We start from the raw sequence: 13,858 nt of genomic DNA, 5'->3' as shown, positions 1-13,858 counted from the left end.
TCCGATTCTCTGGGGTCGCTTAGACGACGCGGGCTTCGGTGGACAGCAGCGCGTCCACCGTGCGCACCGGCACGCCCAGGAAGGTGGTGGTGCCATTACCGACGCTGCCAGGCGACACGGCGCCAAACTGGTTGATCGCCGGCTGGATGGCCAGGGCCGCATTCGACTTATCCAGAGCCGCGATCGACAAGTATTCCTTCACGGTGCGGTTGGCGTAGAAGGCAGCGGAGCCCATGCCCATCTGCGGGATGCGAGCCATGGCGCGGACCATCAGCTTGATCAGAGCGGTGGCGGCGGTCGGGGCTTGCGAGCCGGTCTGGCCGACCAGGTCGGAAATGTCCACGTTGGCGATGCGCACGGCATAGCGCCAGTCGCGGACGGTCAAGCCGCACTTCCACTTCCACAGATCGGCCAGGGCACGGAAGCGCGCCGGCGGGGTCTGGGTGTCGAAAGCGTCGATTTCGCCCAGGTCTTGGTGCGTCAAGCCGGCTTCGGACCCCTTGGGGTAGATGCCCGTGACGGTGTTTTCGCCCCACAGCACGAGCCACACCGACGTGTTGTCGCTGCCAGTACCGCCGCCGTCGACGATGTTCACGCCATTGGGCGCGGACAAGGACGAGTAGCGCGGCGCCAGGCCCATGAAGCGTTCGGGATTGGCGGCCGTGTCGTTGTAGAACAGGGCTTGGGTGAAAGCCTGGTTCATGCCTTCGACTTCAGCCTGTGCTTCCGACAGGCGGAACGCGGCGCTGTTGCCGTTCAGCGTGGCCAGATCCACGTCAACCTCGTTGCGGGCTTCCAGCATGCCCGTCGCGTCGTCGACTTGCGCACGCAGCGACTTGGTCGGCTGCACGCCCTGGTACAGCTTGCGCCACGTCGGGGTGGGCAGGCCGGTGCGCACGGTGGTGCGGTGGCCCGTGGGCAAGTTGCCCTCAATCCAGCGCATGTCCTGCAGCACTTCGTTCGATTGGTTCAGCAGCTCGATCACCGAAGCGGTGGAGCCGTTCGGGTCGATGGACTTGGCGAAGTCGGTCAGCGTGACAGCGCCGGGACGGGACGGGAGGGTGGCCATGGTGAAGGCTCCTTATTGCTTGCGGTAAAGGTTGCTCGCCAGGTCACGCTGCGCGCTCGCGCCGCGGCGTTCCCCTGCGACGAACGTGTCGCTACTGATCGCTTTGCCGGCCCGGACCATGAACCGGATAACTTCCGGGTGGTTGCCGATGCCGGACTCGTTGAGCAACGTGCGCAATTCCGGGGTGCCGAACGATTCAAGGGCCTTCTTCGCCACGCCAAGGTTCTCGTCGAATGCTTCGCCGCCGATTTCCTTGTCGGCCTTCGCGTCATCTGCCCAGGTCTGGCGGACCTGCGCGAACGCTTCGGCTTGGTGCCCCTGCAGCTTCTGCAGCAACTTGGGGCCGAGGTCGGCCACGCGCTGTGCATCCTTCTGCGAGAGGTTCAACTCTTTGGCGATGGTCTTCAGGTCGCCAACCAGCTCGGCGTCCAGTTGCACCCCTTCGGGTGCTGCGAAGTCCTCGTACTGCTCGGGCGCGCCCTTGTCGCCTTCGGCGTCGCTGGGCTTGTCACCCTCGGCCTTCGACTTTTCGCCATCGGGTTTGGCTTCCAAGCTCGGCTTATCGCCGGCCGGGGGCTCGCCCTGCTGCGTGGGTTGCGCTTGTTGCTCGCCTGCGGGCGCTTCGGCGGTCAGGACCGTGTTGTCCTGAGCAGCCGGCGTAGCCGCGGGCGCTTGCGTGCCGGGATCAGTTGGCGTTGTTCCGGTCGTCGCTTGGGTTTCGGTGGTCATGCTTTTTCTGCTCCTGGAGCATTTCGGCGTACCGTTCCGGGCATAGTTGGTGCAGTGACGCGATGAGCCGTAGCCCTTCGTTCCGGTTGCCTTCGTTGAATGCCATCTGCATGGCGTTCGTACTGAACGACGACCGATACACACCCGCCCGGGAAAGCAGACGCCACACAATGCGGCGGCCGCGACGGTTTCCCATGAGCCACTTCAAATCGTCCGACTCAAGCCGTGATTCCTGCTTGGCGTCTTCACGCTTGGCTTCGCGGTCCGTGTCCGTAACCGACGGATTGAGAGGGTCGTATGTCGTGGAACTCATGCGCATGGATTCTGGTATTCGGGGCGTTCGGTATGCGCACCCCTAGCCGTAGAGGACTTGCGCAGGATCGGGCGCGTCGCCTTCCAGGGCCATCTGCGTGATCTGCAGCGACACGTACTTGTCCGTGCCCTGCTGGCTGGCGTGCTGGCTGGTGCTGCACACTTCGACCACGGCCATGAGCCGCATCGTCTGGCCCACAGCCGGCAGGTTGAACATACCCAGCTTCTGCAGCGTGTCGTCGTCGAGCGATAGCGTCAGCCCGTAGGGGTACTTGGGCCCGCCGTCGGGGTCGCTCGACACGCAGCAGTCCATTTCCTTCGCCTGTTCAGGCGATAGCTTCATGTCGGTCAGGTTCATGGCGGCACCTATTGCGGGATGCTGTATCCCTGAAACTGGTTGATGAGGTCGGACGCGGCGTTACGCTCGCCGGTTTGGACTGCTCCGAGGCGCTGCGCGGCGGTAGCGGCTTGTTCCGCCGTGGCGGCGGCCTGCATAACGGCCTGCTGCTGGGCGCGCTGCTGGCGCACGAGCACGGCCTGGTCCAGCGGCACGACCAGACGAGGATCGACCCCGAGCTGATCGGCGTAGCTGTCGGCCAAGGCGTCGGCGTCCAGTCGGTCCAGCACTTCGGGCTTGATAGTTGCGACCTGGCCCAAGGTCATAACGTAGCGATCCGTGCTGTTGACGCCGATCGCGCGCTGCGCCTGCGCCAGCATCGAGACAAACTCGATATTCAGATCGACGCCTTCCAGCTCGGGCGGCGGCGGCGGCAGTGCGCCGGCAGCTGCCAGGCGGTGAAATGCCATCTCGACCATGGGGTCGAGCATTTCGTTGTGCAGCCGTTGCAGCACCGGGCCTAGCATGAGCAGCTTTTCCTCGTGCCGTTCAGCCACTTCGGTCGCCGTCATACGCACGTCGACGTTCGCGAGCATCAAGAACAGGTCGGCGTAGAACGTCGAACGCAGGATTTCGCGCGTGTCCTGGATGTTGGCCTGCATGCCGCCGAGATCAAGCTGCACCTGCCAGGCCGGGCGAATCGCGGCATTCGGGTTGGCGCCATCGACGAACGTCACGCCGCCGGGCAGCATGTCGATGTCGTGATTCTTGAGCGAGGTCGGCGCCTGCACGGGGGGTTTGGTGGTGTAGTCCAAGCCCTCGGCCAGGCGAAGCTGGCGGTGTTGAAGACCTTTCACGGACCCAAGGGCCAGGCCGCCGGGCCCGACGCCATAGACGTCACCGCCCCAGACCTGCCAGCGCGGCGCCAGCGCCGGGAACTCTTCGAACCCGGAGCGGCGCAAGTACTTTTCAGGCGACTGGCCGTATTCGAAGTAAACCGACGTGAACTGCATGTTGCGTGCGTCGCGCATGCGCGGGTCGCGGTCAACGTTCGGCTCGACGCACTGCACCACCGTCACCCAAGAGTCGAGTGTGCCGTTGTCATACATCGACTTCACGGCGGTGCTGACCTTGTCGATACCGAATTTCTTCACGAGCTGCCCGACAGTCATGTCGAACTCGCGGTACAGCGTGTCCACGTTGCCCCTGTCGTTGGTCGCGAGATAGAACTCGCCCACCGGCAGAGGGGAATGGTGCAGCACATCGTTGAAATCCGGGTGCACGAAGCTCACGGCCGTGCCGAACACGCCCAGATCCTGGTACATGCTCTGCAGGCTGTTGTAGGTGTTGGAGCGCGCGAACACGTCCAGCATAAGCTTCGTCACGTCCGACAGCCACACCTTCACGGAGTGGTACTGCATCAGCGCAGGGTCGGGGGTAGCGAGGCGGAACCACGGCCGGGCCGGGCTGGTCATGCCGGCCATCAGGCCCGCAGACAGCGTGTTTGCCGACAGCGTGCCGGTTGGGTCGTAAATGTTGTTGAAGCGCTTGGTGCCGCGGTTGCGGTCGGACGTGAAGAACCGCCCGCTATACGGCAGGATGAACTCCGTGAGTTCCTGCCAGAAGGAATTCCAGCTGGAGCGCTCACTCTGCAAAGCCGAGTAGCGGGAAAGGTATTTGTCGCGCTTGACGATCGGTGCGGCCATGGTCACAGGCCCAGCAGCGTGTTCTTCGACAGATCCAAGGCGCCAGGGTCCACGCCCTGCGAGGCGCCCGCCCCTGTCAGCAGCGTATTGGCCGACGAGGCCCCGCTACCGCCGCCTGAGCCGCCGGCGCCTTGCCGCGCATTGGTGGCGGCCTGTGTGCGCGTCTGCTGCCCAGAGGCCGCACGCTCCTGAGCACGCAGCCCTTGCTGATACCGCTCAGGGTTGTCGGTCTTCCATTTCTCCATCGCGGCGTCTCGCTGCTGCTTGAGCAGCGCCAAGTCCACGACGCCATCTACCGCCGCTGCGGGAGATGTCCAATTCGGCAGCAGGTTGCTTTCCTCAGCGGTCATGCCGGGGACTGCGGTTTGCCAGTAGCCGGGGTTGGGGTTCGGCGCGCTCGCTGCCATGCACATGGTCAGCCTCCCAGAAGGGTGTTCTTGTTCAACGACAACCCGCTGGAGTCGATGCCGCCAGGGCCGGTAAGCAGCGTGCTGCCCGACGATGCGCCAGGTCCCGTATCGATGAGGTTTCCGCTGTTGCTGCGCTTGAGCTGATCCACGTCCGCCGTCTTTTCGCTCTGCTTGGTGGGCGCTTGCACGGGTGCGGTCGGCGCCACGCTCGGCGTGCTGGGCGCCATTGCAGATGCGGCAATTGCGCCGCCTGCAATGGCAGCGACGCTGTACGCAATGGTCGCGGGTTCGCACATGAGGGCCTTGGTCCTATCGATTCAGGTTTGCGTACGGATCGTAGGAGCCACGTTTGCGGGTATGCGCACCCGGTATATCTTCGATTCGAGCGGTGTCGTGCAGCGCGAGGATGTATGCGCTGGCCCAGTCGGGGGACCGGCCAATGCGTTTGATGATGTCTTCGCGGCTTTCCACGTAGATCGTGCGGCCCTGCAGGCGCCAGACCGGCGCGCACAGGTCGACCAGCAGCTGGCGGTCGGGCGGCAGCGCGATGCCGTTGTCGGCGGTCGGGTCCAGCGCCTCGCGCATCCGCCACCAGTCGTGGCTGCGGACATTGGCGAAGGTCAGGCGGCCGGACTTGTCCGTACCTGGCGCGCCCTCGGCGCCGTTGATGCCCAGCACGTGCTGGCCAGCGTGCACAAGGAAGTCGTAAGGGCTCGCGCCCACGCCCACCACGTCGATGTGGATAGGCGCCTTGTCGCGCACGGCGGCGATGGTGACGCCCGCCACGGTCGGGCCGTCCGGCGTGGACTTGCCCGCGTAGGCCAGGGCCTCGTCGAACCACCAGCCGTGCCGGCGCGCGATGATCGTGTTGTCGCGTCCGCCGCGCGCCACGTCCACGCCCACGCTGTCCATGCGCGGCTTGTTGTGCCGCGGTGCCCAGCGCGCCTGCGCAGCCTCAACCCAGGCCGTCGGTATGACCTGCATTGCATCGTCTTCCATGCCGGCCTGGAAGTCGCCATAGAGCATCTGCGAGCGCAGCGGCTCGGGCAGGGATTGAAGGGTTGCCATGTATCCGGTCCCCATCAGGTACGGGTTGTCGCTCACACGCGACGGAATGAAGGTGCGCGACAGGGGCGTGATCAGGTCGCCGCCGTGCTCGAATGGCGTGCCGTCCGCGCATTCGACGTCCTTGCCGTCCACGGTGGCGAACCAGCGCAGCTCGCCCGGCTGGGCGGGGTTCGGGTGCTTGGGGTCGAGCCAGGGCGTGAAGAAATCGACGATCCATCGCCCCTCGGCGCTGGTGGGCGGGTTGAATGTGAGCAGGGCCTGGCAGCGCTGCGTCGGGTCTACCGATCGCAGCCAGCCCAGCAGCGCGCGCACCTGCCCTTCCAGGAAGTTCGCGGCCTCGTCGAACACCAGCAGGTCGTGCGGGCGGCCTTGATACTTGTTCCAGTCGTCGGGATTCGGCGTCGAGCCGAATTCGATCTGGCGGCCTGGCAGGCGCCATATGCGCTCGGCGCCGTTGTAGCCGTCGCGGCTGCCCAGTAGCTCCGTGAAGCGATCCACAATGCCGGTCAGCTGCGTGGCCTCGCGCCGCAGCACCAGGATCTTCTGGTGGCGCGTCAGCGATTTGCCGCATGCAAGGTCTGTCTTGCCGCCGCCCGCCGCGCCGCCGTAACCGATGATGGTGGCCGTGCTGTCGTAGGCCATCATTTGCGGCCCAGGCAGCGGCCGCCACACGGTCGTGTCCTGCGCGAGTATGGCCTCGACCTCGGCGCGCTCGGCTGGCGTCAGGTAGCGCAGCAGCTTCAGAATCTCGGACGCGTTCATGCCGGCGCCCTACACCAGATCGGCGCCCGGCTCGTCGCTCGCTTCCTGCGCCTGGCGGGCCTGCGCCACCGCGATGAGAGCGGCCAGGCGGCCCGCGACTTGCGAATCGCTCATAGCTTTGAGCGAGCCGTCCGGGTTCGTAATCTCCTGCGCAATGCGCTCGCCGTACCGCTTGGGTGCGAGCTTTGACAGGTACCAACGCCGGGCATCGAATCGCAGTTTGGAACGCGCGATCACGTCGAAGTCGGTGCGCTTTCGCCCCTCGTCGTCGGTGTATGAATCATTCTGCCCATCGTCGGCGATCTGGATGCACTGGTCCGCCATCACATCCAGGCCGATGTCCCTCGCCTGCGTGTATCTCGCGGAAAGACCGTTGCGGTCCTCAATCACCCACCATCGAACCGTGGATTCGGCGGGCATGTGATCGCTCTTGCAGATGGAATTCAGCGATTCGCCAGTGGCGAGTCGTTCGCAAATCTCATCTGCAATTTTTTGCGTGTAAACGGAGGGGCGGCCTGTCGTGGTCATGCCGCCAACGGTAGATTCCACCGCCGCAGCTATGCGCACCCTACCCCGTGATCGTCTTCCAGGCCGTCGGCGTTGTGACGCGCCGCTTGTAGTTCACGATGTCGCGCACGTTGCGCACGCTGGTGTCGAACATCTTGGCCAACCGCTTGTAGCCCAGCCCTTCCTCGCGAAGCTGCCGCATCAGCTCCACATCGTGATCCGTGAGCGTGGCGCGCTGGTGGTCTTCACCCACCCGCACGCCCTTCTCGTTCACACCTACCGTTATTCGGGACATGTTCCACCCCCTTGACTCGGCGGCCACTCGCGCCAGCCCGAACTTGCAAAAATCTGCGCGTTCACCACAAGACGGATAAGACAGATAAGACCCCTCGTTTTGGGAAACTCCCCTGGCCCCCTAATTAATCGCACATGAAATAAAGAGAATTTATCTGTCTTATCTGTCTTACCACCCCCTAGAACCGCATAAACAAAGGCTCTCCAGCAAGACAGATAGAAAAAATTCGATCCGTCTTGATCCGGCTTATCCGTCTTGCTCCTGTGTTGAAATTGGCGCGGCATCACATCAAATCCGCAAAATCAGACGAATTCGCAGCTTCTTGCGTACTCGCAATTTCTTGCGAATCCGTAAAAACCCACGCCCTCACCTGTTTTCCGTCCACATACGGCCTGGATTGCAAGTAACCCAGCCTTTTCATGACTCCTGCCACGCGACGCTCGTCCCCCACCTTGATATGGCGCGGCTCAAATCCGAGCGCCCCGACCAGCACTTCATGCGACGTGGCCACCAACCGGCGCACCTCTTCGGCCCCGCCCAGCGGCTCAAAATCGCCCGACGTGAGCCAGTTCTCAACAACCGGCGTCCACGGCTCATGGATCTCGTGCTGAGCGTGGACATCCTTGGCGAGGTCTTCGGCCTCCTTCCAATCCACACCGCCCCGGCCGAATGCTTCGCGCGCCTCGGCCCAGAGCTGCAGCCTGTCGCGCTCGATGGCCGCCACGTCCACCTGGCGCAGCACCTCGGCCGGAAGCCAGCGCCGGTGCCCCGTGTCGTCGGACAGAAATTCCTTGCGATTGGCCGTGCCCATGAAGAGGTGGCGCCGCTTGAAAGTGGTGTTGAACTCCTTGTAAAGCACACGCCACTCTTCCTCGCGCCGCGTGATGAACGCCTTGATGGCCTCATCGTCCTTGGAGAACAGCCCCTTGAGCTCGGCAAGCTCGATCACCAGGCGCCCGCGCATGCGCCGGCTGGCCTCCGCATCGCGGCTGGCAAGATCCATTTCAGTGAAAAACTCATCGGCCGGCGCCATCGCCGCAACGCCCGACGACTTGCGTAGACCCTGGGTGCCGATCAGGACCGGCACCATGTCGGCCTGCACGCCGGGCACCATCACGCGCCCGGCCAGCGCCGTCCAGGTGTAGCGCGACACCGCCCGCGTGTACGGCGTGTCGGCCGTGCCGAAGTAGCGCGGCAGGAACGTGCCGATGCGCGCCACGCCATCCCAGGCAAGGCCGGACAGCCATTTGATGGCGGTGTCGAATCGATTCTCGACCGCCACCAGCCACACCGCGTCGCGCAGCGACTCGCGGGCGATCTTCTGAAAGCCACCGGCCTCCATATAGATCTGCATGCGGGTGTAGTCGGCGTCCTCGAAGGGGCGCCAACCTTCGGGATCGGCCGGGCTCGCGGTCAGGATCTCGGCGCGAAAGTCGTCGTAGCGCACCGTTGCGCCGCTGCAACGCGCATCGCGCGCGGCAAGCACCAGGTTACCAATGGTGGCCAAGATGCGGCCGTGGTCGTTGCGCTCGAAGTTGGGCAGCGGCTTGGCGGGCGTGCCGTCCGGCGCGCGCGGCGTCTCCACCACGTCGAAGTCTTGCGCGATCAGCTCGGCCGGCTCCTGCCAGCCAGCAGCGCGCGCCATCGTGTGCAGCGTACCGATCGTGACCGCGTCCGCCCGCGCGCTGTCGATGTACGGCCAGACGCGGTTATCCAGGAAATCGGGGTCGTACTTGGACGACGACGCCGAAAAGGTGTGCGCAAGCGTCAGGCCCACGTCCGACCCATAGGTCGCATGGTGGATGGCAAACACCACGTTGCGCCAGGCGTCGTAATCCAGTTCAGCCGCACCGCTATTCGGGATCGCGCCCAGCAGCGATTCCAGCAGCGCGTCATCCGCACCGCCGGCAGCCACCAGCGCCGAGCCGCGCTCGGGCTTCTCCAGCACCGGCACGGGCGCCGACATGGGCCAGTCCATGCCCACCAGGTAATCGCGCGGCAGGTCGTCCAAGTCGAACGGATCCAGCGGGACGCTGGCGCCGGCCAGCGGCAGGATGAACATGTTGCCGAAGCGCTTCTTTTCGGTGCCCACAGCGTCTTGCTTGGGGAACACTTCGACCTGGCCGTCGGCCACGCCCTTCGTGCCCGGGGCAAACCCCGCCGCGGCGAGCGCCGCGCGCAACCACATGCGCACGCTGTAGGCGTCCTGGGCCTCGGCCCAAAGGCAGTACAGGTGGATGCCGTTGCCGCCCGACGAGCGAAACGCGACCGGCTGGCCGCCCTGCGCCTGCAGCGCCGCCGCCACGCGGCCGGCCGCTGCCTGCATGTCCGACCACGGCGTCTCGCCCTTGTGGCTATCAAAGTCCAGCACCCCCAGCAGCGTGACAGCCTCGCCCGGCCGGATGGGCGCGGCGCCATATGCCGGGCCGCCGTTCACGTGCTGCATCAGGCGCGAATCGGTCAGCGCTTCGTCCACGCGGCGCGGACCGTCGTCCGTCTTCTTCCAGCACACATCACGCCGCACGCGGTCGACGATGGGGCCGAGCGCTGCAACCAGCGCTTGTTTTTCGTTATCGGTCATTCCTCGCCCCACTCGTTCCGTTCGCGTCGGAAGGCGGCGGCCCTACCCCAAACTGCACCCAGCAGGATAGCGGCCAAAGCGCCTACGCCAACAAGTGCCCACGTCATACGCTGGCCCGAATAAGATCAAGGCTACCGATCGGCAGCGCCATGGTCGTCTCGATCTTGCGCGCGGTGCGCTCGGTGATGTTGCGCGAGGGGTTCTTGCCGATCAGCTGCGACATCCATGCTTGGTCAAAGCCCAGCTTGTCGGCCAGAGCGACCGGGCCGCCCTCTTTGGCAGCCAAAGCGCGGACATTACATAGGCGCGCCGTGTACAGCGCCACCATAGGATCTTGGTTCATTCATTGCCTCACTTTACTGTTTGCTAACCGAGTTTAGCAATTAGCTATTCTTATAGGCAATGAAACATTACGTATTGCTTATCTTTTCGGCAGATGTTACTTTCGCGGCCTAGGGAAAACCCCCTCAACCACTTTCCGAGGAAATGACCATGAAGCAAGGCGAAAAGCTCAACCAGCAACGCCGTGAGAACTTGCGCCAAGTATTGATCGAGCAAGGTGGCCCTGCCAGCTTTGCTAAAAAGCTTGGGCAAGCGGGCCCGTCCTTTTTGTCGCAAATGGCTAACGGCCATCGCGTGATCACGGAGAAAACCAGCCGCCGCATTGAGAAACTTGCCGGTAAACCCGAATACTGGATGGATCAGCCCCACAGCTCCATAGAAGGCATCGCGCCCGCCGCAACGGTTCGGGTGGACCCGAGCTTTGTGGGTGCTGCGGTCAAGATGGTTGCAGAGATACAACAACAGATGAAGATCTCGCTGAGCCCGGAAAAGTACGCGGAAATCGTCAATCTGGTCTACGAGAACGCCCAGCGTACCGGCGAGGTGGACGCTGATTTCTCTATGAGATTGGTCAAGCTGACCATGTAGGAGCGTGCCATGTGGCCCATCCCCGCAGCCCGCTTTATGCGGGCTTTTTTGCGCCCGTCAAATTAGCAAACAGTAAATAGCAATTGCCCGAAAGTATCGCGTTTGCTAATCTGCAATCGCAGTGCAGAACATAACCCACCAGGAGCATACGCAATGTCTTTCGGGATCATCGTCAGCCGCGCCATCAAGGACGCGCAGGTCACTTTCAACGCCAATGTGAACACGGCAGAAGAGGCCCTTTCCATCGCCACGCTGCTCGCCACCGGCGATGCGCCGGCGCCCACCGCCAAGCAGGAAAAGGTCGCCACGGAAAAAAACGTGAAGTCGGCGGACAACACCGCCAAGGTTTCCACGGAAAAGCAGACCCCGACTGCGTCCGACAGCTCGGCCAGTTCCTCGACCGAATCGTCGAAGGACGACGCCGGCGCCAAGGACAAGCAGGCTGACGCCGCGCCGGCGCTGGACTACGAGAAGGACATCAAGCCGCTCGTGCTGACGATCGCCAAGATCAGCCGCGAGAAGGCCGAGGCCCTGCTCCAGCGCTTCGGCGTGACGTCCGCCAAGAACCTGAAGGCGGATCAGTTCGCCGAGTTCAAGGAAAAGGCTGAGCTGGTCATCGACGGCAAGTACGACCCGGTCGCCTCGGACGAAGGGGCGCTTGCATGAACGGCCGCAAAGCACGCGCTTTGCGCCGCGCCGCTTCTCGGATGACGGCCGGCATGCCGGCCCGTCAGCTGCGGACCGAACAGGGGTATCTCGTGCCGGTGCACACCGGCAAGCTCGACGCGATGGGCAAGCCCATCATGCGCCAGGCCCCGGTCACCGGTACGAGCCGCCACTCGCCCACCAGCACCCGCGCTGTGTACCAGAAGCTGAAAAAGGTATACGGCCACACCGACCTCGGGGCCTTGAAATGACCGAACCCGCACACGCCACCCTCTCGCCCTCCGGCGCTGAACGGTGGTCGACGTGCCCGGCCAGCGTGCAGCTGGAGTCCGGCTACCCGGACACCAGCAGCGATTACGCCGACGAGGGCACAGCAGCGCACGCCGTCGCTGAAATGGCGCTGCGCGAAGGCAAGGACGCCATGGCCTACAAGGGCCGGCGCATCCCGATGCGCGCGGGCAAAACCGTGGAAGTTACGACGGACATGGCCACGGAAGTTCAGAAGTACGTGGACTACGTGCGCCAAGTGTCCGAGGGCCACGAGCTGTTGCTCGAGCAGCGTCTCGATATCAGCCGCTGGGTGCCGGAAGCCTTCGGCACGTCTGACGCGGTCATCCTGCGCACTGACGACGAGCTGCATGTCTGCGACCTGAAGTTCGGGCGCGGGGTGCGGGTCGACGCCGATGAGAACAAGCAAATGATCCTCTACGCGCTGGGCGCGCTGGATCAGTTTGCAGTGCTGATGGACTTCGAGCGCGTGCGCATGACGATCCATCAACCGCGGCTCAACCACGTCAGCGAGTGGGCCCTCACGGTCGACGAGCTGCGCGAGCGTGGCGCCCGCCTGAAGGAGGCCGCGGATCGCGCCTACCTCTACGTGGACAGCGAGACGCCGCCCGTACCGTCCGACTACAGCCCGTCCGAAAAGGCGTGCCGCTTCTGCAAAGCGCATGCGGCATGCCCGGCCAAGGCCACCGAAGTCGTGGTGACGGTGTCGCGCAACGTGAAGGCAACGCCGGACGATTTCGAGGTCGTCGCGCCGCAAGGCGACATGGCCGCGCCCGATCTGGGCGTGCTCATGGGCCGCGTGGACGAGGTTGAAGCGTGGTGTAAGGCCGTGCGCGCCGAGACTGAGCGTCGCCTGCTGCTGGGCGAATCGGTCGACGGCTGGAAACTCGTGCAAGGCCGCGCCGGTCCGCGCAAGTGGTCGAGCGAGACGGACGCCGAAGAGCTTTTGAAGGGCATGCGCCTGAAGTCGGACGAGATGTACGACAAGAAGCTGATCAGCCCCACCAGCGCCGAAAAGCTGCTCAAGGACACGCCGCGCCGCTGGGTGAAGGCGCAAGCCTTGATCACTAAATCCGACGGCTCGCCCAGCGTCGCCCCGGCGTCCGACAAGCGCCCCGCCCTGGTCATCCAACCGGCGGCCGATGACTTCGACGACGTCAGCACCACCAGCCAGGACGGAGCCGATCTCGTATGAGCACGCACCTTTTGCAGCCCACCAACCCTACGGCCGCATCCGCGCCACGGGAAAGCGTCAGCAAAGACAGCAACGTCTTGCCGATCGAGTTCCGGCTGGCGCTGCAATCGGCCGCCCGAGTCCGCAACCCCCACGAACGGGCCAAGGCGATCGCCAAGGCCACCGCGCGCGCCAAGCGTGCGCACCCCGAATTTTTCCGTTGAACCGTAGCAAGTAGACAGCCCTATAAGGAACCTGAAAATGAAAGTCAAACTGAGCAATGTCCGTGTCGCCTTCGCCCAAAGCCTGACCGAAGCCAAAGCATTTGAAACCGGCCAGGAAGAGCGCTACGGCTGCACCTTCCTGATCCCCGAGCAAGGCCACCCGGGTCGCAAGACCATCGAAGACGGCATGTACGCCGCGGCCGCCGAGAAGTGGGGCGCCAAGGGCAAGGCCATCGTCGACAACCTGCTGGAAACGGGCAACCCGAAAGAGGTCTGCTACTACCCGGGCAAGCGCAAGGCGTATGACGGCTTCGAAGGGAACATGGCGCTGGGCGCCGTGCGCCAGAAGAAGGACGGCATGCCGCTGCTGCTCGACGCCGACAAGTCCCCGATCATCGACGCGGCCAAGGGTATCGCCTACCCGGGCAAGGAAGGCCGCATCTACTCCGGCTGCTACGTGAACGCCACGGTCGACCTCTGGGCCCAGGACAACAAGTACGGCAAGACCATTCGCTGCACGGTCAATGGCGTGCAGTTCTCCAAGGATGGCGATTCGTTCGGCGGCACCAGCAAGGGCGACGCCGACGACTTCGACGACCTGGGCAGCGGCTCCGACGCTGGCGACGACCTGGCATAACCCCACACCCTCACGGCGCCGCCCTCCCCGGCGCCGTGCGATAGCGGGGGCTTCCCATCCTCAGCCGTGCCCAGGACCACACGGCGCCCACGCCCCGGATCGCTACCCAGCTCCGCCCGCACATGTTGTTTACGGCGCTGGTGAGTACGCGCAATCCGTTGGA

18 protein-coding genes are annotated in these 13,858 nt (G+C 64.3%); 6 read left to right on the top strand and 12 right to left on the bottom strand.

Annotated elements, in window-relative coordinates:
* Positions 1-19: 19 nt before the first annotated feature.
* The 12 genes from HV753_RS00245 to HV753_RS00190 form a co-directional block, all read right to left on the bottom strand.
* Positions 20-1,069: a major capsid protein gene (locus tag HV753_RS00245; RefSeq protein WP_175172420.1), complete on the bottom strand. Its 1,050-nt coding sequence runs from the start codon at positions 1,067-1,069 to the stop codon at positions 20-22.
* A 12-nt stretch (positions 1,070-1,081) separates the two neighbouring features.
* Positions 1,082-1,798: a peptidase gene (locus HV753_RS00240; protein ID WP_175172419.1), complete on the bottom strand. Its 717-nt coding sequence runs from the start codon at positions 1,796-1,798 to the stop codon at positions 1,082-1,084.
* Positions 1,755-2,111, bottom strand: coding sequence for a Bbp19 family protein (locus HV753_RS00235; protein WP_175172418.1), 357 nt, complete (start codon positions 2,109-2,111; stop codon positions 1,755-1,757). The genes HV753_RS00240 and HV753_RS00235 overlap by 44 nt, the downstream gene beginning before the upstream one ends.
* 42 nt (positions 2,112-2,153) lie before the next feature.
* Positions 2,154-2,468, bottom strand: coding sequence for a capsid staple protein (gp10, locus tag HV753_RS00230; protein WP_175172417.1), 315 nt, complete (start codon positions 2,466-2,468; stop codon positions 2,154-2,156).
* 8 nt (positions 2,469-2,476) lie between these two features.
* Positions 2,477-4,153 carry a portal protein gene (locus tag HV753_RS00225; protein ID WP_175172416.1) on the bottom strand — a complete coding sequence of 559 codons (1,677 nt, stop codon included), beginning with the start codon at positions 4,151-4,153 and terminating at the stop codon, positions 2,477-2,479.
* Positions 4,154-4,155: 2 nt separating this feature from the next.
* Positions 4,156-4,503: a hypothetical protein gene (locus HV753_RS00220; RefSeq protein WP_175172415.1), complete on the bottom strand. Its 348-nt coding sequence runs from the start codon at positions 4,501-4,503 to the stop codon at positions 4,156-4,158.
* Positions 4,504-4,568: 65 nt separating this feature from the next.
* Positions 4,569-4,859, bottom strand: coding sequence for a hypothetical protein (locus HV753_RS00215; RefSeq protein WP_175172414.1), 291 nt, complete (start codon positions 4,857-4,859; stop codon positions 4,569-4,571).
* A gap of 13 nt (positions 4,860-4,872) precedes the next feature.
* Positions 4,873-6,393 carry a terminase gene (locus HV753_RS00210; protein WP_175172413.1) on the bottom strand — a complete coding sequence of 507 codons (1,521 nt, stop codon included), beginning with the start codon at positions 6,391-6,393 and terminating at the stop codon, positions 4,873-4,875.
* Between the two features lie 9 nt (positions 6,394-6,402).
* Positions 6,403-6,921, bottom strand: coding sequence for a terminase small subunit-like protein (locus HV753_RS00205; protein WP_175172412.1), 519 nt, complete (start codon positions 6,919-6,921; stop codon positions 6,403-6,405).
* A gap of 40 nt (positions 6,922-6,961) precedes the next feature.
* Entirely contained in the window at positions 6,962-7,195 is a 234-nt protein-coding gene (locus HV753_RS00200) for a hypothetical protein (protein WP_175172411.1), read from the bottom strand.
* A gap of 283 nt (positions 7,196-7,478) precedes the next feature.
* On the bottom strand, positions 7,479-9,776 hold the full coding sequence (locus HV753_RS00195) for a VapE domain-containing protein (protein ID WP_175172410.1): 2,298 nt from the start codon (positions 9,774-9,776) through the stop codon (positions 7,479-7,481).
* A gap of 103 nt (positions 9,777-9,879) precedes the next feature.
* Entirely contained in the window at positions 9,880-10,119 is a 240-nt protein-coding gene (locus tag HV753_RS00190) for a hypothetical protein (RefSeq protein WP_175172409.1), read from the bottom strand.
* A 149-nt stretch (positions 10,120-10,268) separates the two neighbouring features.
* Here HV753_RS00190 and HV753_RS00185 point away from each other — a divergent pair, with 149 nt between their 5' ends.
* From HV753_RS00185 to HV753_RS00160, 6 genes are all read left to right on the top strand, one after another.
* Positions 10,269-10,706: a hypothetical protein gene (locus HV753_RS00185; protein ID WP_175172408.1), complete on the top strand. Its 438-nt coding sequence runs from the start codon at positions 10,269-10,271 to the stop codon at positions 10,704-10,706.
* A gap of 153 nt (positions 10,707-10,859) precedes the next feature.
* Positions 10,860-11,372: a hypothetical protein gene (locus HV753_RS00180; RefSeq protein WP_175172407.1), complete on the top strand. Its 513-nt coding sequence runs from the start codon at positions 10,860-10,862 to the stop codon at positions 11,370-11,372.
* Positions 11,369-11,623, top strand: a complete 255-nt coding sequence (locus tag HV753_RS00175) for a hypothetical protein (RefSeq protein ID WP_175172406.1) — start codon at positions 11,369-11,371, stop codon at positions 11,621-11,623. Before HV753_RS00180 ends, HV753_RS00175 begins: the two co-directional genes overlap by 4 nt.
* Positions 11,620-12,855, top strand: a complete 1,236-nt coding sequence (locus HV753_RS00170; protein ID WP_175172405.1) for a DUF2800 domain-containing protein — start codon at positions 11,620-11,622, stop codon at positions 12,853-12,855. Before HV753_RS00175 ends, HV753_RS00170 begins: the two co-directional genes overlap by 4 nt.
* Positions 12,852-13,058, top strand: a complete 207-nt coding sequence (locus HV753_RS00165) for a hypothetical protein (protein ID WP_175172404.1) — start codon at positions 12,852-12,854, stop codon at positions 13,056-13,058. Before HV753_RS00170 ends, HV753_RS00165 begins: the two co-directional genes overlap by 4 nt.
* Before the next feature lie 37 nt (positions 13,059-13,095).
* Entirely contained in the window at positions 13,096-13,695 is a 600-nt protein-coding gene (locus HV753_RS00160; RefSeq protein ID WP_175172403.1) for an ssDNA-binding protein, read from the top strand.
* Positions 13,696-13,858: the final 163 nt, after the last annotated feature.

Source organism: Achromobacter pestifer, assembly GCF_902859625.1.
In the GTDB taxonomy this organism is placed as follows: domain Bacteria; phylum Pseudomonadota; class Gammaproteobacteria; order Burkholderiales; family Burkholderiaceae_B; genus Achromobacter; species Achromobacter pestifer.
Note: the sequence above shows the minus strand (reverse complement) of the source record. Positions and strands in the feature narration are given on the sequence as shown.